Below are 18,688 nucleotides of genomic sequence, written 5' to 3'. Positions count from 1 at the left end.
GCAAACGAGTATTTTTGCCAAGAAAAAGCGGCGCGGCGCGCCAATCTTTGCCTGTGTCAGTAGCTGCGGATCAATCCGACGAGGCGGCCCTGCACCTTGACCTTGTCTTCGGGGAAGACGCGGGTTTCATAGGCGGGGTTGGCCGCCTCCAGAGCAATGGCGCTGCCCCGGCGGAAAAACCGCTTGAGCGTGGCTTCCTGATCTTCGATGAGCGCCACGACGATATCGCCATTTTCGGCTGTCTGGGTTTCGCGGATGACCACGACATCGCCGTTGTTGATGCCGGCTTCGATCATGGAATCGCCTTTGACTTCAAGCGCGTAATGCTCGCCACCGTCGCGCATCATGCTGGTGGGGACGGCCACGTTATGGCTGACTTCGCTGATGGCGGCGATGGGCACGCCGGCGGCGATCCGGCCCATGACGGGCAGCTCTACGGCGGGGACATGCTGGAGGGGGGCGGCGCCGGTGGGGCGGGTGTCGGGCTTGTCGCCGTCAATCAGCTTGGGGGCGAACCCACCTGCTGTGCCGCCCAGGCTCTCGGGGAGTTTGACCACTTCGATGGCGCGCGCACGATGGGCGAGGCGGCGGATGAAGCCACGTTCTTCCAGCGCTGTGATGAGGCGGTGGATGCCGGATTTGGAACGCAGATCAAGCGCTTCCTTCATTTCGTCAAAGCTGGGTGGCACACCGTCGCGTTGCACGCGCTTGTTGATGAATTCGAGCAGATCGAGCTGTTTTTTGGTGAGCATCGAAGCGTCCTCTCGCTGGATTTCTGCTCTTTGTTCTACTCATGTTCCCCTTTTGTGTCAACTCTTCCCTTCAGCGCGCTCACAAAGAGCCCAACGCGGGGTTAACGCGGCGTTTGTTAAGGTTTACGGCCTGAAAAACCGCTGAGTCGGGGGGGTGACATGCGTGCACAGAGCGTGCACCGGACGTGCACCGCCTGAGGGGGCGAACGTTTAACGCACATTAAGTAAATGCGGCGAGCGGCGGTGCGCAGTGAATGCGCACCCTACGGTGCCGCTCAGCCCTTGACGATCCAGCCGCCGCCAAAGATCCGGCTGCCCTCGGGGTCATAGAACACGCAGGCTTGTCCGGGACTCACGCCTTCTTCGGGGGTGAGCAGCTCGACCTCGCCTGTGGTGGGGCCAGTGGCGCGCAGGATCGCTTCGCGGGGCGCATGGGTGGAGCGCACTTTGACCGCGATAGGGCGCTCGGGCACGGCGTCAAACGCCTCATCGCCCAGCCAGTTGACCTCGGCCAGCGGCACGCGGCGGGTGGCCAGCGCCTCTTTGGGGCCGACGATGACGCGCTTTGTGTCGACATCCAGTTTCACCACATAGAGCGGGTCGGCCAGACCGCCGATGCCGAGGCCCCGGCGCTGCCCGATGGTGTAATGGATGACGCCGGTGTGGCGGCCCAGCACATTGCCCTGCATATCGACGATCTCGCCCGGATCGGCCGCGCCGGGGCGCAGCTTTTCGATGACGGCGGCGTAGTCACCATTGGGCACGAAGCAGATGTCCTGGCTGTCGGGCTTGTTGGCTACCTTGAGGCCATATTTGGCGGCCAGCGCGCGGGTGGCGTCTTTGGACGGGAGATGGCCAAGCGGGAAGCGCAGGTATGCGAGCTGCTCGGGTGTGGTGGAAAAGAGGAAATAGCTCTGGTCACGGCCCGCATCGGCGGCCGAGTGCAGCTCGGGGCCCTGTGCGCCAATCTTGCGCTGGATATAGTGGCCCGTGGCCATGCAATCGGCGTCAAGATCCTTGGCCGTGGCCAGCAGATCTTTGAACTTCACCCGCTCGTTGCAGCGGATGCAGGGCACGGGGGTTGCGCCGGCAAGGTAGCTGTCGGCGAATTCGTCGATGACGGCGTCTTTGAAGATGTTTTCGTAATCCAGCACATAATGGGGGAAGCCCATCTCCTCGGCGACGCGGCGGGCATCGTGAATGTCGATCCCCGCGCAGCAGGCACCCGATTTGGCGAGGGCGGCACCGTGATCATAGAGCTGAAGGGTGACGCCGATGACGTCATAGCCCTCCTCGGCGAGCATAGCGGCGACAACCGAGCTGTCGACCCCGCCGGACATGGCCACGACCACACGGGTTTCGCTGGGTGGTTTGGCAAAGCCGAGAGAGTTGAGCGCGGGCATGGGCAGGGTGCTCCGAAAGTTCTTTGAAAACACCTTGAAAATTGCGTGTTTTCTCTTGGTCAGGTTTCACGCCTCTTTAAGGGCTATGGCGCAGGTTGGCCACACCGCTAATTGAGGTTGTTGTCATGTATCTTAAGAAAGTCGATGGTCCAAGGGCTGTTCGCCTCCCTGACGGGCAAGTGATTACACTGGCCGATTTGCCGCCGCAGAATACTCAACGTTGGGTTGCATCGCGTAAGGCGATGGTTGTGCGGGCTGTGCTGTATGGGTTGCTCTCGCAGACGGAAGCTATGAAAACCTACGCGCTGAGCGAGGAAGAGTTTTTCGAGTGGGTTCATGCGGTTCGCACCCATGGGGATGCTGGGTTGAAGGTGACACAGCTGCGTGCGCTGCGACAATCCTAGGTTGTTATATCATTTTTTTGGGCTATGGTAACCAGTGATTAACCAATTTTGGTCAGTTTAAGGCCCAATGAAAGATAAATCGCGGAGAACGAAGATGCGAGTGCTGCTTGTTGAAGACGACCCTACCACGTCAAAGAGCATCGAAATGATGCTGACCCATGCCAACCTCAATGTGTATACGACAGATATGGGCGAAGAGGGCATCGATCTTGCCAAGCTCTATGATTACGATTTGATCCTGCTTGATCTCGGCTTGCCCGACATGAACGGCCATGAGGTGCTGCGCCAGCTCAGATTGGCCAAGGTTGAAACACCCATCCTGATCCTCTCCGGGTCGGATGACACGGAAAACAAGATCAAGGGCTTTGGCTTTGGCGCGGATGACTATTTGACCAAACCCTTCCACCGCGAAGAGCTGGTGGCGCGCATCCACGCCATTATCCGCCGCTCCAAAGGGCACTCGCAATCCATTATCAAAACCGGCCGGATCACTGTGAACCTTGATGCCAAAACTGTTGAAGTGGGCAACCAGCCTGTGCATCTGACGGGCAAGGAATATCAGATGCTCGAGTTGCTGAGCTTGCGCAAGGGCACGACGCTGACCAAGGAGATGTTTCTCAATCATCTTTATGGCGGCATGGACGAGCCGGAGCTCAAGATTATTGATGTCTTTATTTGCAAGCTGCGCAAGAAGCTGGCCACTGCCACGGGTGGAGCCAATTACATCGAGACGGTTTGGGGGCGCGGCTATGTCCTGCGCGACCAACAGCCTGACACGCTGGAAGAGACCCCGATCGCGCTTGGCGCGTAAGCAAGGGCTCATTCTGGAAAGACACTGGCGCAGCGGAGGCCCCCCGCTGCGCTTTTGGCTGTGTGGGGCAGAGGCGCTTGGCGGCCAACCCCACAAAATCGCGTAGGCGGGCGTTTCCGGGCTGTCCGGCTCTGGTGCAGCGGGCTGACTTGGGGCATGAAGGGGCGCAGGATCCAGCCAGACGGAGAGCGCAGGTGTCAGACGCGGATATCGAAAATTTGAGCGAGGCTGAGGCCAAGGCAGAGCTTGCCCGGCTCGCCAGCGTTTTGGCGGCCGCCAATCAGGCCTACCACGGGGCGGATGCACCGGAGATTTCGGATGCCGCCTATGATGCGCTCAAGCGGCGCAATGCGGCCATCGAGGCGCGCTTTGCGGCCCTCAAACGCGCCGACAGCCCCAGCGAACAGGTGGGCGCAGCCCCGAGCGAGGGCTTTGCCAAGGTGCGCCATGCTGTGCGGATGCTCTCGCTCGGCAACGCCTTTGAGGGCGAAGAGGTGCGCGAGTTCACCGCGCGGGTGGCAAAGTTTCTGGGCCTTGATGAGGCTGCGCTGAGCTTCACCGCGGAGCCGAAGATTGATGGGTTGAGCCTGTCTTTGCGCTATGAAAACGGCCAGCTCGTGCAAGCGGCCACGCGCGGCGACGGGGAGACGGGCGAGAATGTCACCGCCAATGCGCGCACGATTGGCAGCATTCCACACAGGCTTGCCGGGGCACCCGAGGTTCTGGAAGTGCGCGGCGAAGTCTATATGCGCCACGCGGATTTTGCCGCGCTCAATGCTGCGCAAGAGGCGCGCGGGGCCAAGACATTTGCCAACCCGCGCAATGCGGCCGCCGGCTCTTTGCGCCAGCTAGATAGCGAGATCACCCGCACCCGCCCGCTGGCGTTTTTTGCCTATGCCTGGGGGGAGGTCTCAGAGCCTTTGGCCGCGACCCAGATCGAGGCGATCCAGCGTCTCAAGGACTGGGGCTTTGAGACCAACCCTCTGACCAAGCTCTGCGCGGGGGCGGAAGAGCTGATTGCCCATTATGAGGCGATCGGCACGGCGCGGCCCAATTTGCCCTATGACATCGACGGGGTTGTTTATAAGGTCAACGACCTTGCGCTTCAGGGCCGCCTCGGCTTTCGCAGCACCACGCCGCGATGGGCGATTGCGCATAAATTTGCCGCCGAGCTGGCCTGGACGCGGCTGGAGGCGATTGACATTCAAGTGGGGCGCACGGGCGCTTTGAGCCCTGTGGCGCGGCTGGTGCCGGTGACGGTGGGGGGGGTGGTTGTCTCCAACGCGACGCTGCACAACGAGGATTATATCGCCGGGCGCGACAACAAGGGCGCGGCCATTCGCGGCGGCAAGGATATTCGTGTGGGGGATCTGGTGCAGGTCTACCGCGCGGGCGATGTGATTCCCAAGATTGCGGATGTGGACCTTGCAGAGCGGCCGAAGGGGGCTGTGCCCTTTGCCTTCCCGACGCTCTGCCCCGAATGCGGCTCTGAGGCCATTCGCGAGGAGGGCGATGCGGTGCGCCGCTGCACGGGCGGGCTGATTTGCCCGGCGCAGGCGGTGGAAAAGCTCAAGCATTTTGTCTCCCGCAAGGCCTTTGATATTGACGGGCTGGGGGCGAAACAGATCGAGATGTTTTACGCCGATGACCAGCTGCCCATTCGCGAGCCGGCCGATATCTTCACACTGGCACGGCGCGATGCGACCAACCTTACCAAGCTCAAGAACCGCGAAGGCTGGGGCGCGCGCTCGGCGGAGAAGCTGTTTGAGGCGATTGAGGAGAAGCGCAAGATCGGCTTTGCGCGGCTGTTATTTGCGCTTGGCATTCGCCATGTGGGCGAGCAGGCGGGCAAGCTTTTTGCCAATTATTACCTGAGCTGGGACAATTTTCTGCGCGCCGTGCGCGCGGCAGAGGATGAGAGCAGCGCGGCCTGGGCCGAGCTATTGAGCATTGATGGTGTGGGCGAGGTGGTGGCGCGCGCGCTGGTCACGGCTTTTGCGCAAGCGCATGAGCGCGAGAGCATCGCGCGGCTGGTGCAAGAGCTTGAGATCGAAGACGCCGAGGCGGTGACGCGTGACAGCCCGGTGGCGGGCAAGACGCTGGTGTTCACCGGCACGCTGGAAAAGATGAGCCGTGCCGAGGCCAAGGCCCGCGCCGAGAGCCTCGGGGCGAAGGTTTCGGGCAGTGTTTCGGCCAAGACCGACTTGCTCATTGCCGGCCCCGGCGCCGGCTCCAAGGCCAAGAAGGCGGCCGAACTGGGCATCAAGACCATTGATGAAGATGGTTGGATCGCCCTTGTGGAGGGGCTATGAGCGGGCGCCCGGCAGCGCTTTTTCCGCTTTTTGCGGAGCTTGAGACGCTGGAGGGCGTGGGGCCGAAGACGGCCAAGCTTTTGGAAGCGCTGCATATTTTCAAGCCGCGCGATGTGCTCTTTACGCTGCCTTACACAGGCGTTGACCGCGCGCTGAGGCCCACGGTTCTGGGGCTTGAGATGCCCGGGGTGGCAACGGTTGAAGTGGAGGTGATCAAGCATCATCCGGCGCGCGCACGCGGGCGGCCCACGCGGGTGCAGGTGGAGGACAGCGGCACAAGCTTTGAGCTCGTGTTTTTTCATGCGCGCGGCGAATATCTCAACAAGATCCTGCCGGAGGGGGCTAAACGGGTGGTTTCGGGCAAGCTTGAGACGTTTGACGGGGTGATCCAGATGACCCATCCTGACCATATTCTTGTGCCGCAGGAGGCGGGCGCGCTGCCCAGCTTTGAGCCGGTCTATCCGCTCACTGCCGGGGTGAGCCAGAAGGTGATGTATAAGGCAACGCGGGCAGCCCTTCACCGGCTGCCCGAGCTGGCGGAATGGGCCGATGGCGCACAAATCGCGCAGGCGGGCTGGCCCACATGGGCGGAGGCGATGCGCGCGGCCCATGCGCCCAAGGGCTATGCGGACCTTGCCGTGACAGCGCCTGCGCGGGAGCGGCTGGCTTATGACGAGTTTTTCGCCCATCAGATGACGCTGGCGCTGGCGCGGATGAACCGGCGCAAGGGCAAGGGGCGGGTGAGCGCGGGCGATGGCGCGTTGCGCGCGAAGGTGCTGGCAAGCCTGCCGTTTGCACCCACGGGCGCGCAGAGCCGGGCGATGGCCGAGATTGCGGAGGATATGGCGCGCCCGGCGCGGATGAACCGTCTGCTACAGGGCGATGTGGGCGCGGGCAAGACGCTTGTGGCGCTGATGGCGCTGCTCGTTGCTGTGGAAGCGGGCGGGCAGGGGGTGATGATGGCCCCCACGGAGATATTGGCGCGCCAGCATCTGGCGGGCTTGCAGCCCTTGGCGGCGGCGGCGGGGGTGCGCCTTGAGCTGCTCACTGGCCGCGACAAGGGCCGCGCGCGCGCTGACAAACTGGCGGCGCTGGCCAGTGGCGAGATCGGCATTCTTGTGGGCACCCATGCGGTGTTTCAGAAAGATGTGCATTTCGCCGATCTGCGGCTGGCGATTGTGGATGAGCAGCACCGTTTTGGGGTGCGCCAGCGGCTGGAGCTGGGCAAAAAGGGCGTGAGTGCGGATGTGCTGGTGATGACGGCCACACCCATTCCGCGCTCTCTGGCGCTGGCGCAATATGGCGATATGGATGTCTCGGTGCTCGACGAAAAACCGGCCGGGCGCCAGCCGATCAAGACCGCGCTGGTGAGCACGCAGCGGATGGAGGAGGTGACCGAACACCTCAAAGGGGCGGTGGGCGCAGGCAAACAGGCCTATTGGGTTTGCCCCTTGGTGGACGAGAGCGAAAGCGTGGACCTTGCCGCCGCGGAAGAGCGCTTCAAGGCCTTGCGCGCGCAGCTCGGGGAGGGGCGCGTGGGGCTTGTGCACGGGCAGATGCCGCCCGAGGACAAGGACGCGGCCATGGCGGCTTTCCAGCGCGGTGATTTGTCTGTGCTGGTGGCGACCACGGTGATCGAGGTGGGGGTGGATGTGCCCAATGCGACGATCATGGTGATCGAGCGCGCCGAGAGTTTTGGCCTGTCGCAGCTGCACCAGCTGCGCGGGCGCGTGGGGCGCGGGACGGGGGCCTCGACCTGCCTTTTGATGTATCGCGCGCCTTTGAGCGAGGGCGGCGAGAAGCGGCTCACCACGCTGCGCGACACGGAGGATGGCTTCAAGATAGCCGAAGTGGACCTTGAGATGCGCGGCGCAGGCGATTTGATTGGCACCGCACAATCGGGCGTGCCGCGCTTTCGCGTGGCCGATATGGAGAGCCAGAGCGCGTTGATGAAGGTGGCTCAAAGCGATGCGCGCAAGCTTTTGAACGACGACCCGACGCTTGAAAGCGCGCGCGGGCAGGCCGCGCGGGCGCTGCTTTGGCTGATGGAACAGGACCAAGCGATTCGTTTGATATCAGTTGGTTAGCTGTTTTGTTCTCACTTATTTGCCAAATGTTCTCATAAAGTTCTTTACAAAGTGTAAATAAAATGAGAACAAAGAGGTAACAAAGAGACGCAGTCACAGGAGCCCACCATGATCAAAGATGTGAAAGACGTTATCGCCCGGTCTCACAGGACCATGCTTGCCGATGCGCTTGGCGCGGTGGCGCTGTTGACCATTCTGGTTGTGGCTTTGCATGTTCCGAGCCTGACCTGACCCGAATTTCTGCCTCGTATGCTTTGCACTATCCTTGTGCATTGTCCCAACAGGGTTGGCCCTGTGCCAACCTGCACGCTGAAAGACAAACCTGCCTGTCCCAACTGGAATAAGCGCTGCCTGCCTTATTCTGCGCCGGTTTTCGCAAGCATACGCACTCTCGCCGCCGCCTCTGAAAAGAGTGCGGCGGTTTTTTATGCGCTTGCTGCGGCGAGCGCGTCGAGCGTGGCGTCAAGGCAGAGCAGGATGGAGGCGTGACGATTTTTGAATTCGCGCGCGGGCAGCAACACCTTGAGCTCTTCAAAGGGCGCCGCAGGCGCGGGGCCGTCTTGCTGGAGCATGGCCACGAGCTGATCGCGCGCATTTTGCACGCTCTCGCGGGTTTGGCCGATGATATTTTGAGCCACAACAGAGGCGGCGGCCTGGCCGAGCGCGCAGGCTTTTACATCCTGGCCAAAGCCTGTGATCTTGCCATCTGTCAGCGCGACATCGACGGTGATGTTGGAGCCGCAGAGCGGCGCGCGGCAATGGGCTGTGCCCGAGGGGGCCTCAAGGCGCTCAAGGCAGGGCATGTCCGCCGCGAGAGCAAGGATGCGCGCGGAGTAGAGTTTGATCAGGTCGGCGTCATTGCTCATGGTATTTTCCTCAGTAACTTGGCATAGATAGCCACGACGGCGCGCCATGAAAAGGATAGATTATGCAATTTGATCCCGCTTCGCTGAAGTTTGATGACAAGGGCTTGATCCCTGCGATTGCGCAGGATGAGGCCACGGGAGAGGTGCTCATGATGGCGTGGATGACGGCGCAAGCTGTGGCCAAAACGCTTGAAACTCGGCGTGTAACCTATTGGTCACGCTCGCGTAAAGCGTTCTGGATCAAGGGCGAAACCAGTGGGCATACCCAGGAACTGGTGGACATGCGGGTGGATTGTGACCGGGATGCGCTTTTGCTGGTGATCAGGCAGGTTGGGCCAGCGTGTCACACCAACCGGCGCTCGTGTTTTTACACCTCGGTGATTGATGGCGATGAGCGCGAGCTGATGGCCCCGATGGGCAGCTAGAGCCCGACCATGGCGCGGATGTCGGCAGGTGTTTTGCCGTCTTCGCGGTAGAGCTTGATGGCGCGGGCGTCATCGCGTTTGGCGAGGCGTTTGCCTGCTTCGTCGCGAATGAGGCGGTGGTGGTGGTAGCACGGCGTGGGCAGGCCCAATAGTTTTTGCAGCACAACATGGATGAAGGTGGCGCTGAAGAGGTCTTGCCCGCGCACCACGCGGGTGATGTTTTGGACAGCATCATCCAGCACCACGGAGAGATGATAAGAGGTGCCAAGGCCTGTGCGCGCGAGAATGATGTCGCCCACATCGCTTTGTAACATGCTGTGGGATAACGATATTTCGCCCGTTTGCCCTTCGGGGCCAGCGCCTGTTTCTGGGAAACACACAGGATCGGGCATCTGCGCGAGCGTGCGCGCCATGTTAAGGCGCAAAACGGCGTTAGGCAGCGGCCCGGCCGGGTTTGGCACATGGCGGCAGGTTCCGGGGTAGATGAGGCCATCGGGGCCAAAGGCGGGTGGGACACCTTCTTGCGGGGCGCAGGCGGCCTGAGCAATGTCGCGGCGCGAGCAGCTGCACGGGTAGATGAGGCCAAGCGCCCAGAGCCGTGTGAGCGCGGCGCGGTAGGCGGGCAGGCGCGCCGATTGGCGCAGCACGGGGCGCTCCCATGTGAGGCCGAGCCAGGCCAGATCCTCGTAGATCTGCGCTTCCCATTCGGCGCGCGCGCGGCTTTGGTCGATGTCTTCAATGCGCAGCAGGAAGCGGCCCTCTGACGCCTGAGCCATATCATATGCAAGCATGGCCGAGTAGGCGTGGCCAAGGTGCAAAGGGCCTGTGGGGCTGGGGGCGAAGCGTGTGGTGAAGGTCACGTTTTTTCAAGCACATAGACGTTGGCGTTGAGGTTGATGCCCGGAATATGGGGGCCGTAGTCCTGAAACAAAAGCTTGGCGCGGCCTGTGCTCATGTAGCTGGCAAGCTTGGCCTCAAAGCGCGGCTCTGCGAGGGCATGGTCATTGAGGCTGAGCACGGTGAGGCCACCTGTTGCGAGGCCGTCCATGACCAGATCAAACACCTCGACGGGGGCGGCGCCCGTGCCGATGACACCGATGCAGGTGATGGCGGCATAGTGGCCCTTGGGGTGTGTGAGCGGCGTGGAGGGCGCGATCTGGGAGAGGGTGCGGTAGATGTCTTTGGCCGCAGCCCCTTTGAGCATATCAGCGGAGACATCGACACCGTCGAGGGTTGCAAAGCCTGCGCGCTTTAAGGCGAGGCCGGAAAGCCCTGTTCCGCACCCAAAATCAAGGATGGGGTCGGTGAGATCACGGCTGTGCGCGGCGAGCGCTTTGGCGCAGCGCACGGGTGTGACATAGCCGTTTTCGCCAAGCTCGGCGTCATAGGTGGCGGCCCAAGCATCATAGAGCGCTTCGGCGCTGTCGGCGGCTGTGTAGGCCTTATCGAGAAATCTGTTGCTCATGGCCTCAGCCTAGCGCCAAGTGGCCTCAGCCGTCCAGCCACTCTTGCCAGAGGTGTTTCGCGCGGTCGGTATAGGCTTTGTAGCGGTCTTTGCGGCCACGGCGGCCGGATTTGAGGCCCTCAACCGGCGGGAAGAGGCCGAAATTGACATTCATCGGCTGGAAGGTTTTGGCCTCGGCTCCGCCTGTGATGTGGGTGACCAAAGCGCCTGTGGCGGTTTCGGGCGCGGGGGCTTCAAGGCTTTTGCCCAGCATTTCGGCGGCGGCCAGACGGCCCGCGAGCAGGCCCATGCCGGCGCTTTCGACATAGCCTTCAACACCTGTGATCTGGCCGGCAAAGCGGATGTGCGGCATGGATTTGAGGCGCATCTGGCTGTCTAAGAGCGTGGGCGAATTGATGAAGCTGTTGCGGTGAATGCCGCCGAGGCGGGCAAAGCGCGCCGCTTCCAGCCCCGGGATCATGGAAAACACCTCTTTTTGCGCGGCGTATTTCATCTTGGTTTGAAAGCCGACCATATTCATCAGCGTGCCAAGGGCATTGTCATAGCGCAGCTGCACCACGGCGTGGGGGCGCATATCGGGCGCATGCGGGTTGGTGAGGCCCACGGGCTTCATCGGGCCAAAGCGCAGCGTTTCGCGGCCGCGCTCGGCCATAACCTCGATCGGCAGGCAGCCGTCAAAATAGCCCGCGGTTTCGCCCTCGCGGAACTCGGTTTTCTCCGCCGCCAGCAGTGCGTCGATGAAGGCGTTATACTGTTCCTCGGTCATCGGGCAGTTGAGATAGGCTTTTTGCTCTTCCGCGCTTTCACCCTTGTCATAGCGTGACTGCATCCAGGCCACGTCCATGTTGACGCTGTCGGTGTAGACAATCGGGGCGATGGCATCAAAAAACGCCAGCGCATCGGCCCCTGTGGCGCGGGCGATTGCGGCGCTGAGCGCATCCGAGGTGAGCGGGCCTGTGGCGATGATCCAGTGGCCCGAGGCGGGCAGCTCGGTGATCTCTTCGTAAGAGACCTCGATGAGCGGGTGCGCTTTCAGAGCGGCTGTCACGGAGGCAGCGAAGGGCTCACGATCCACCGCCAGAGCGCCCCCTGCGGGCAGGCGGTGTTTATGAGCGGTCTGCATGATGAGGCCATTTGCGGCGCGCATTTCCCAGTGCAAAAGCCCTACGGCATTTTGCTCGCTGTCGTCAGAGCGGAAAGAGTTGGAACAGACCATCTCGGCCAGATCGCCGGACTGGTGGGCAAAGGTGCCGACCTTGGGGCGCATTTCATGGATGGTGACGGGCACGCCCATCTGGGCGGCCTGCCAGGCGGCTTCCGAGCCGGCGAGGCCTCCGCCGATGATGTGTAATCTCTCTGTCATCCCTGCGATGTAGGGCAGATGGGGCGCGATGAAAAGGGGTTAGTCGAGCAGGCTGTCAACAGGCAGCCCCGAGGGCACGCGCGCGGGGGCGCCAAGCTTGCCGCCGATGCTGGACGGGTCTGTGAGCGCGTGCAGGAACGAGACAATGTCGCGCAGCTCGGCGTCGGTGAGGGGCGGGATCTGTAAGGTGATGGCCGCTGCGATGCGCGCGCGCTCGGCGGCAGGAGGGGTTTGGGGGGCTGTTTGCCCCGGGCCGTTTAGGGCGGGCAAGGCAACGCGCGCCGGATCAAAGCGCATCAAGCTTTCGCGCGGGGCAAGGTGGTGGCGCACCACCTCCTTCAAGGAGTCATATGCGCCGGAGTGGCCATAGGGCGCGGTGAGCGCAACATTGCGCAAGGACGGCGTGCGAAAGCGGTATCTGTCATTTATGTCGCCGGTGATCGCCGCGCGGCCATGATCGGCGCCGGTTGCGCCATGACCCTTGCCAGGGCCGATTTGCGGAATGCCGATGGCGTGAAAGCTGTTGTCGGTTTGCAGCGCCCCGGCGTGGCAGCTTGAACAGAGGGCTTTGCCATAAAACAGCGTTTTGCCGCGTGTTTGGGCTTTGCTCAGCGCCTCTGTGTCGCCGCGCAGGTAAGCATCAAACGGGCTGTTGATGGCGCGAAACTCCTCGGCGAGAAATACGCCGATGGCGTTGCCGATGTCGGAGATATGCAGGGGCGCAGTGCTGCCGTTGAGCGCCGTGAATCGCGCGCGATACGCTGGCACGGCCTCCACGCGGGCGGCGAGCTGCGCCCAAGCACCCGAGGGGCCACGAATTTCTTGCGCGGCCACGGCGTCGGCAATGGGGTTTTCGCCTGGGCTGCCGGCCATTTCCTCGGGGCTGAGCAGCGGCAGCAGCGCTTGCGCGGCCAAGAGGTTTACGGCCGGGCGCTCAAGCGCGTTGCCCTCGGGCATCCTGACTCCGAAGGGGGCAGACCCATCGCGCGCGACGCGGCCATCGTGAAAGAGCACCGTGATCTGATCTGCGCCGAGATTGTAGAGAGCAGGGGCATTGCGCGGGACGTGTTGATGGGCGGGGGCCGTTTCTGTGCCACGGCGGTTCTTGCCCAGCCCCATGCCGCCCTCGCCAACCGAGAGCGCCACAGCATCTGCCGAGCCCAGCGCCCCGTGGTGGCAGGTGGCGCAGGCGATGTTGCGGTTGCCCGAGAGCAGCGGATCAAAGAACAGATCGCGCCCCAGCAAGATCTGCTCTTTTGGGGCGGTGGGAAAGTCAGCGCGGGCCAGCGGCACCAGACTGTCTGCGAAGGAGAGGCGGGCCAGAGAGACGCTGGCGAGAGAGAAACTGACCAAGCTAAGAGCGCTCACCCAGAAAAGCCGCGCCAGGGCGGCCCGCCTGAACTTCGGCACAAGCCAGCCCCTGGAGGGACGGGCCAGCTTGCACGATATGTGGCCTAAATGACCCCGAAATATGGCTATATTATGGCAAACATGGTGATTTTTAGGCATAAGGCACAACACTCGTCACAAAATACGCACAAAACCGCGGCAGCTCAGGCGCCTAAGCCACAGAAATACTCACCCCCGCAAGCGCCGCCGCGCCTGTTAAGCTTACAACTGGGCTGTCTCAAAGAAAGAGCCCAGTTTGCCGCAGCTCTCTTGGCGGGGGGGGCTTAGGCTTGCCAATCGGGGGGGCGTTTTTCGAGGAACGCGCTGATGCCTTCTTCGGTGTCGCGAAACAGCATGTTTTCGGCCATGGCCGCGCCGGTATAGGCATAGGCCTCTTCCAGCTCCATTTCGAGTTGCTTGTAAAAGCCTTCCTTGCCGATCTTGACGGCGGCGGCCAGTTTGGAAGCCACCGTTTCGGCCAGCGCGAGGGCCTCGGCTTCGGCATTGTCAGAGACGCGGTTGACAAGGCCGAGCTCCTGGGCGCGTTCGGCTTCGATAAAGCTGCCGGTTGTGAGCATTTCAAAGGCCTGCTTGCGGGGGATGTTGCGGCTGAGCGCAACCATGGGGGTGGAGCAAAACAGGCCGATGTTGACGCCATTGACACCAAAGCGGGTGCCGCTCTGGGCGACGGCCATATCGCAGGTGGCAACCAGCTGGCAGCCTGCGGCGGTGGCAATGCCATGGGGCGCGGCAATGACCGGCTGGGGCAGGGCGCGAATGGTGAGCATCATCTTTGCACATTGGGCAAAGAGGGCGTTGAAATAGGCCTTGCCACCATCTTCAGCCTGCCGCCCGGCTGTCATTTGCTTCAGATCATGGCCCGCACAAAAGGCCTTGCCTGCGCCGGAGAGCACAATGGCGCGGATGCTGCGGTCACTTTTGAGCGCATCAAACTCGGCCTGAAGGGCTGTGAGCATCTCTTCTGACAGGGCATTGAGGCGCTCCGGCGCGTTCATGCGCAGATGCGCGACGGCGTTTTTGTCGTTACGTTCCAAAAGGTTCATCTTGCTCTCCTTGATGCGCGTGGGCAGTGTAATGCGCAAAGCAAGATGAGGTAAAGCTATGACCGCCCCAAAACCGCTCGCCCTGAGCAAAGAAGAGTTGCAGGCGTTTCTTGACGAGGTGTTCCCGCAGGTGCGCGAGGATTTTGTTGTTGAAGCGCTCGAGCCCATGGCCATCGAGATGCGCCTGCCGGTGCGCGAAAAACACCTGCGCCCGGGGGGCACAGTTTCGGGGCCGGCCATGTTTGCGCTCTGTGATGTGGCGGTCTATGCGGTCTTGCTGGCGATGATTGGCAAGAAGGCGCTGGCGGTCACCACCAATTGCAGCCTTGATTTTATGCGCAAGCCGCAAGCGGGCAAAGACCTGATCGCCAAATGCGAATTGCTCAAGCTGGGCCGTGTGTTGGCGATCGGCGATGTGCGGTTGTATTCGCAAGGTGATGAACGTCCTGTAGCGCGCGCAACCATGACCTACTCAATCCCGCCCAAATAGCGCAGTTTTTTGGGGTAAAATAATACCTATTTTGCAAACCATTGTTTTTGTTCACACAATTGACCTCTTGAGCGCTTGACTGTGCCAAGCAGGGGGCTATAACCCGGCCATCCCGCAAGCAAAGGGCGGTTTGCCTTTGTCCCACCCGATTATTTAGGGGTTTCAACATGAAAACCTTTACTGCGACACCCGCAGATATCGACAAGAAATGGATCATTATCGACGCTGAAGGCGTCGTGCTGGGCCGTCTTGCCTCGATCATCGCGATGCGCCTGCGCGGCAAGCACAAGCCATCTTTCACGCCTCACATGGACATGGGTGACAATGTCATCGTGATCAATGCCGAGAAAATCCAGCTGACCGGCAAGAAGCGCGAAGAGCACTTCTACTGGCACACCGGCCACCCCGGCGGGATCAAGAGCCGCACCAAGCAGCAGATCCTTGATGGCGCGCACCCTGAGCGTGTGGTCACGAAGGCTGTGCAGCGCATGTTGCCCGGTGGCCCTCTGAGCCGCAAGCAAATGACCAACCTGCGCGTCTATGCCGGCACAGAGCATGGCCATGAGGCGCAAAACCCAACTGTTCTCGACGTTAAGGCGATGAACAAGAAAAACACACGGAGCTGAGCGACATGGCTGATCAAGTGAACTCACTCGAAGAGCTGGGTGCCGTTGCAAGCGACGCGCCCGTAGCGGAAACTGTTGTAGAACCCCGTGAGCCCATGCGCGATGCGCTCGGCCGCGCTTACGCAACAGGCAAACGCAAAGATGCGGTTGCGCGCGTCTGGATCAAGCCGGGCTCCGGCAAGGTTGTGGTCAACGGCAAAGAAATGAACAAGTATTTCGCCCGCCCCGTTCTGCAAATGATCCTGCGCCAGCCGTTTCAGGTGGCCGGTGTTGAAGACCAGTTTGACGTTGTGGCGACGGTCAAGGGCGGTGGCCTGTCCGGACAGGCCGGCGCGGTCAAGCATGGTGTGTCCAAAGCGCTCCAGCTGTATGATCCGAGCCTGCGTGGCGCTCTGAAAGCCGCTGGCTTCCTGACCCGCGACAGCCGCGTTGTAGAACGTAAGAAATTCGGTAAGCGCAAGGCGCGCCGCAGCTTCCAGTTCTCCAAGCGCTAAAGTTACGCGAGATTTTCGCGCCAAGAGGGCTGCCCGTTTGGGTGGCCCTTTTTTTGTCGCCGAAGGGGCCGCGCGGTTTCAGAAGCTTGCAGCCTGTGAACGGCTTGTCGGGCCACCTTGCAGATCCTAGCTGCATCGCCCCGCTTTTTGCGAGATCAACAGCAAATTAAGTTCCTTCCCGGCTTCAGTCACGCGGAGGAAGGTTGAGCTGCTCCAAGCCCTGTTTTGGGCACATCAACACGGGCGGGGCGCTGGCCCGAATGCGCTGTCTCTGATCCCTCAGAGCATCCGGGCTTTTGCGCACGCCCGCAACCTTCCTGAGAGCTCAGCGACAGGCAGGGCATTTGCAAAAAGAAAAGGCTCTGCCGGGATGCACCTGGGCTGGCAGAGCGTGAGGCAAAAAAAGGGCCCCAACCGGGGCCCTTGTATTTGCGGCTTGTATTTACGGCTTTGGCCGGGTTTAGCGGCTGGCGAGGTCGCGCAGGACGTAGTGCAGCACACCACCGTGTTCGATATATTCGATCTCGATGGCCGTATCGATCCGGCATTTGAGAGTGATCTCAACCACGCTGCCATCTTCCCGGGTGAGCGTGCAGGGCACCTCTTGCAGCGGGGTGATCGTGTCAAGACCGGAGATGGACACGGTTTCGCGGCCTGTGAGCCCCAAGGATTTGCGGCTGTCTGAGCCTGTGAACTCGAACGGAATAACGCCCATGCCCACCAGATTGGAGCGGTGGATGCGCTCAAAACTTTCGGCGATCACCGCTTTCACGCCGAGCAGGGCTGTGCCTTTGGCGGCCCAATCGCGGCTGGAGCCGGCGCCATATTGCTCGCCACCGAAGACGACAAGCGGTGTTCCGGCGTCTTTATGGGCCATGGCGGCGTCATAGATCGAGGTTTCGCGGCCATCCGGGCCCATGGTGTAGCCGCCCTCGACGCCATCGAGCATCTCGTTTTTGATGCGGATGTTGGCGAAGGTGCCGCGCATCATGACTTCATGGTTGCCGCGGCGCGATCCGTAGGAGTTGAACTCGCGCACCGGCACCTGACGGTCGATGAGATACTGGCCTGCGGGTGTTGTGTCCTTGAAGGAGCCGGCGGGGGAGATGTGGTCGGTTGTGACCATATCGCCAAGCACGGCCAGAACGCGGGCGTTCTCGAGGTTGGTGATTTTACCAGGCTCTTTGGACATGCCCTGGAAGTAGGGCGGGTTCTGGATGTAGGTTGAGGCGGAGGGCCAATCATAGGTTTCGCCCCCTGTGACCTCAACAGCCTGCCATTTCTCGTCGCCTTTGAAAACATCTGCGTATTTGGTCTGGAAGGCCTCGCGGGTGACGGTTTGCTCCACGAGCTCGGCCACTTCCTGGGTGCTGGGCCAGATGTCCTTGAGATAGACGTCTTTGCCATCGGGCGTTTGGGCGATCGGGTCTTTGGCCAGGTCGATGTCCATGGTGCCGGCCAGGGCATAGGCCACAACCAGGGGAGGGGAGGCGAGGTAGTTGGCGCGCACATCGGGGCTGATGCGGCCCTCGAAATTGCGGTTGCCCGACAACACCGAGGTGGCCACCAGATCGCCTGCCGCGATGGCTTCGGAGATTTCGCTTTGCAAGGGCCCCGAGTTGCCAATGCAGGTGGTGCAGCCATAGCCGACCAGGTTGAAGCCCACGGCGTCGAGATCTTTTTGCAGATCGGCGGCTTCAAGATAGGCCGACACAACCTGCGAGCCGGGGGCGAGGGAGGTTTTGACCCAGGGTTTGCGGTTGAGGCCAAGAGCGGCCGCTTTGCGCGCCACGAGGCCCGCGCCGATCATGACATAGGGGTTGGAGGTGTTGGTGCAGGAGGTGATCGAAGCGATCACCACATCGCCGGAGCTCAGCGCATAGTCTTCGCCGGCAACCGCCACCTCTTTGCCCAGCGGGCGCTTGAAGGTTTCTTCCATCTCGCGGCGGAAGGCGGTTTTGGCATTGGTGAGCGCCACATAGTCTTGAGGCCGTTTCGGGCCAGAGATGGCCGGCACGATGGTGCCCATGTCCAGGTGCAGCGTGTCGGTGTAGATGGGGGCGTAGTCGGCATCGCGCCAGAAGCCGTTTTCCTTGGCGTAGGCTTCCACGAGGGCGATGCGGTCTTCTTCGCGGCCTGTTGTGCGCAGGTAGCGCAGGGTCTCTGCGTCGATCGGGAAGAAGCCGCAAGTGGCGCCGTATTCCGGGGCCATATTGGCGATTGTGGCCCGGTCGGCCAGCGGCAGGCGGTCAAGGCCCTCGCCGTAGAACTCTACGAATTTGCCCACGACGCCCTTGGCGCGCAGCATTTCAACAACCTTCAGCACAAGGTCGGTGCCGGTGGTGCCTTCCATCATGTCGCCGGTCAGCTCAAAGCCGATCACTTCGGGAATCAACATGGAGATTGGCTGGCCGAGCATGGCGGCTTCGGCCTCGATCCCGCCAACGCCCCAGCCCAGAACCGCCGCGCCGTTGACCATGGTGGTGTGGCTGTCGGTGCCCACAAGCGTGTCAGGATAGGCGACTGTCTTGCCGGCCTGATCGGTGTCGGTCCAGACCGTCTGGCTGAGATACTCGAGGTTGACCTGGTGGCAGATGCCGGTGCCCGGGGGCACAACGCGGAAGTTGTTGAAGGCCGACTGACCCCATTTGAGGAAGGTGTAGCGCTCCATGTTGCGCTCATATTCGCGGTCCACATTCATCTGGAAGGCGCGCGGATTGCCGAATTCGTCGATCAT

Annotated in this window: 18 protein-coding genes; 9 read left to right on the top strand and 9 right to left on the bottom strand. The window is 61.7% G+C overall.

Features of this window, described 5'->3' with window-relative positions; translation table 11 throughout:
• Positions 1-56: 56 nt before the first annotated feature.
• Positions 57-752, bottom strand: a complete 696-nt coding sequence (gene lexA / locus Q0478_RS04335) for a transcriptional repressor LexA (protein ID WP_298676572.1) — start codon at positions 750-752, stop codon at positions 57-59.
• 275 nt (positions 753-1,027) lie between these two features.
• Entirely contained in the window at positions 1,028-2,155 is a 1,128-nt protein-coding gene (gene mnmA, locus Q0478_RS04330; RefSeq protein ID WP_298676570.1) for a tRNA 2-thiouridine(34) synthase MnmA, read from the bottom strand.
• Between the two features lie 125 nt (positions 2,156-2,280).
• Here mnmA and Q0478_RS04325 point away from each other — a divergent pair, with 125 nt between their 5' ends.
• From Q0478_RS04325 to Q0478_RS04305, 5 genes are all read left to right on the top strand, one after another.
• The gene (locus Q0478_RS04325) at positions 2,281-2,559 is read left to right on the top strand and encodes a DUF1153 domain-containing protein (RefSeq protein ID WP_298676568.1); all 279 of its coding nucleotides are present in this window, start codon (positions 2,281-2,283) and stop codon (positions 2,557-2,559) included.
• A gap of 94 nt (positions 2,560-2,653) precedes the next feature.
• On the top strand, positions 2,654-3,370 hold the full coding sequence (gene ctrA, locus Q0478_RS04320; RefSeq protein ID WP_298676566.1) for a response regulator transcription factor CtrA: 717 nt from the start codon (positions 2,654-2,656) through the stop codon (positions 3,368-3,370).
• A 194-nt stretch (positions 3,371-3,564) separates the two neighbouring features.
• Positions 3,565-5,682, top strand: a complete 2,118-nt coding sequence (gene ligA, locus Q0478_RS04315; protein ID WP_298676564.1) for an NAD-dependent DNA ligase LigA — start codon at positions 3,565-3,567, stop codon at positions 5,680-5,682.
• Positions 5,679-7,769, top strand: a complete 2,091-nt coding sequence (gene recG, locus Q0478_RS04310; RefSeq protein WP_298676563.1) for an ATP-dependent DNA helicase RecG — start codon at positions 5,679-5,681, stop codon at positions 7,767-7,769. Before ligA ends, recG begins: the two co-directional genes overlap by 4 nt.
• A gap of 108 nt (positions 7,770-7,877) precedes the next feature.
• Positions 7,878-8,000, top strand: coding sequence for a hypothetical protein (locus tag Q0478_RS04305; RefSeq protein WP_298676561.1), 123 nt, complete (start codon positions 7,878-7,880; stop codon positions 7,998-8,000).
• Between the two features lie 194 nt (positions 8,001-8,194).
• Here the strand turns inward: Q0478_RS04305 and Q0478_RS04300 are convergent, their stop codons facing one another.
• The gene (locus tag Q0478_RS04300) at positions 8,195-8,635 is read right to left on the bottom strand and encodes an iron-sulfur cluster assembly scaffold protein (protein WP_298676559.1); all 441 of its coding nucleotides are present in this window, start codon (positions 8,633-8,635) and stop codon (positions 8,195-8,197) included.
• Positions 8,636-8,697: 62 nt separating this feature from the next.
• Here Q0478_RS04300 and hisI point away from each other — a divergent pair, with 62 nt between their 5' ends.
• Positions 8,698-9,060, top strand: a complete 363-nt coding sequence (gene hisI, locus Q0478_RS04295; RefSeq protein WP_298676558.1) for a phosphoribosyl-AMP cyclohydrolase — start codon at positions 8,698-8,700, stop codon at positions 9,058-9,060.
• Here the strand turns inward: hisI and gluQRS are convergent.
• The 5 genes from gluQRS to Q0478_RS04270 form a co-directional block, all read right to left on the bottom strand.
• Positions 9,057-9,920 (bottom strand): tRNA glutamyl-Q(34) synthetase GluQRS, encoded by an 864-nt coding sequence (gene gluQRS, locus Q0478_RS04290; protein ID WP_298676557.1) that lies wholly within the window; start codon positions 9,918-9,920, stop codon positions 9,057-9,059. The two genes, hisI and gluQRS, sit on opposite strands and share 4 nt — an antisense overlap.
• Positions 9,917-10,525, bottom strand: coding sequence for a methyltransferase domain-containing protein (locus tag Q0478_RS04285; RefSeq protein ID WP_298676556.1), 609 nt, complete (start codon positions 10,523-10,525; stop codon positions 9,917-9,919). Before Q0478_RS04285 ends, gluQRS begins: the two co-directional genes overlap by 4 nt.
• Before the next feature lie 25 nt (positions 10,526-10,550).
• Positions 10,551-11,888 (bottom strand): methylenetetrahydrofolate--tRNA-(uracil(54)-C(5))-methyltransferase (FADH(2)-oxidizing) TrmFO, encoded by a 1,338-nt coding sequence (gene trmFO, locus Q0478_RS04280; RefSeq protein WP_298676554.1) that lies wholly within the window; start codon positions 11,886-11,888, stop codon positions 10,551-10,553.
• Between the two features lie 39 nt (positions 11,889-11,927).
• On the bottom strand, positions 11,928-13,298 hold the full coding sequence (locus Q0478_RS04275) for a cytochrome c peroxidase (protein WP_298676552.1): 1,371 nt from the start codon (positions 13,296-13,298) through the stop codon (positions 11,928-11,930).
• Positions 13,299-13,561: 263 nt separating this feature from the next.
• Positions 13,562-14,341 carry an enoyl-CoA hydratase gene (locus Q0478_RS04270; protein ID WP_298676550.1) on the bottom strand — a complete coding sequence of 260 codons (780 nt, stop codon included), beginning with the start codon at positions 14,339-14,341 and terminating at the stop codon, positions 13,562-13,564.
• Between the two features lie 58 nt (positions 14,342-14,399).
• Here Q0478_RS04270 and Q0478_RS04265 point away from each other — a divergent pair, with 58 nt between their 5' ends.
• The 3 genes from Q0478_RS04265 (at position 14,400) to rpsI (ending at position 15,951) form a co-directional block, all read left to right on the top strand.
• Positions 14,400-14,831: a PaaI family thioesterase gene (locus Q0478_RS04265; RefSeq protein ID WP_298676548.1), complete on the top strand. Its 432-nt coding sequence runs from the start codon at positions 14,400-14,402 to the stop codon at positions 14,829-14,831.
• A 167-nt stretch (positions 14,832-14,998) separates the two neighbouring features.
• The gene (gene rplM, locus Q0478_RS04260) at positions 14,999-15,457 is read left to right on the top strand and encodes a 50S ribosomal protein L13 (protein ID WP_298676546.1); all 459 of its coding nucleotides are present in this window, start codon (positions 14,999-15,001) and stop codon (positions 15,455-15,457) included.
• A gap of 5 nt (positions 15,458-15,462) precedes the next feature.
• Positions 15,463-15,951 carry a 30S ribosomal protein S9 gene (rpsI, locus tag Q0478_RS04255; protein ID WP_298676544.1) on the top strand — a complete coding sequence of 163 codons (489 nt, stop codon included), beginning with the start codon at positions 15,463-15,465 and terminating at the stop codon, positions 15,949-15,951.
• Positions 15,952-16,411: 460 nt separating this feature from the next.
• Here the strand turns inward: rpsI and acnA are convergent.
• The coding region (gene acnA / locus Q0478_RS04250) for an aconitate hydratase AcnA (protein ID WP_298676542.1) at positions 16,412-18,688 on the bottom strand (2,277 nt) is incomplete at its 5' end.

It is taken from the genome of uncultured Lentibacter sp. (assembly GCF_937123735.1).
In the GTDB taxonomy this organism is placed as follows: Bacteria; Pseudomonadota; Alphaproteobacteria; order Rhodobacterales; family Rhodobacteraceae; genus Lentibacter.
Note: the sequence above shows the minus strand (reverse complement) of the source record. Positions and strands in the feature narration are given on the sequence as shown.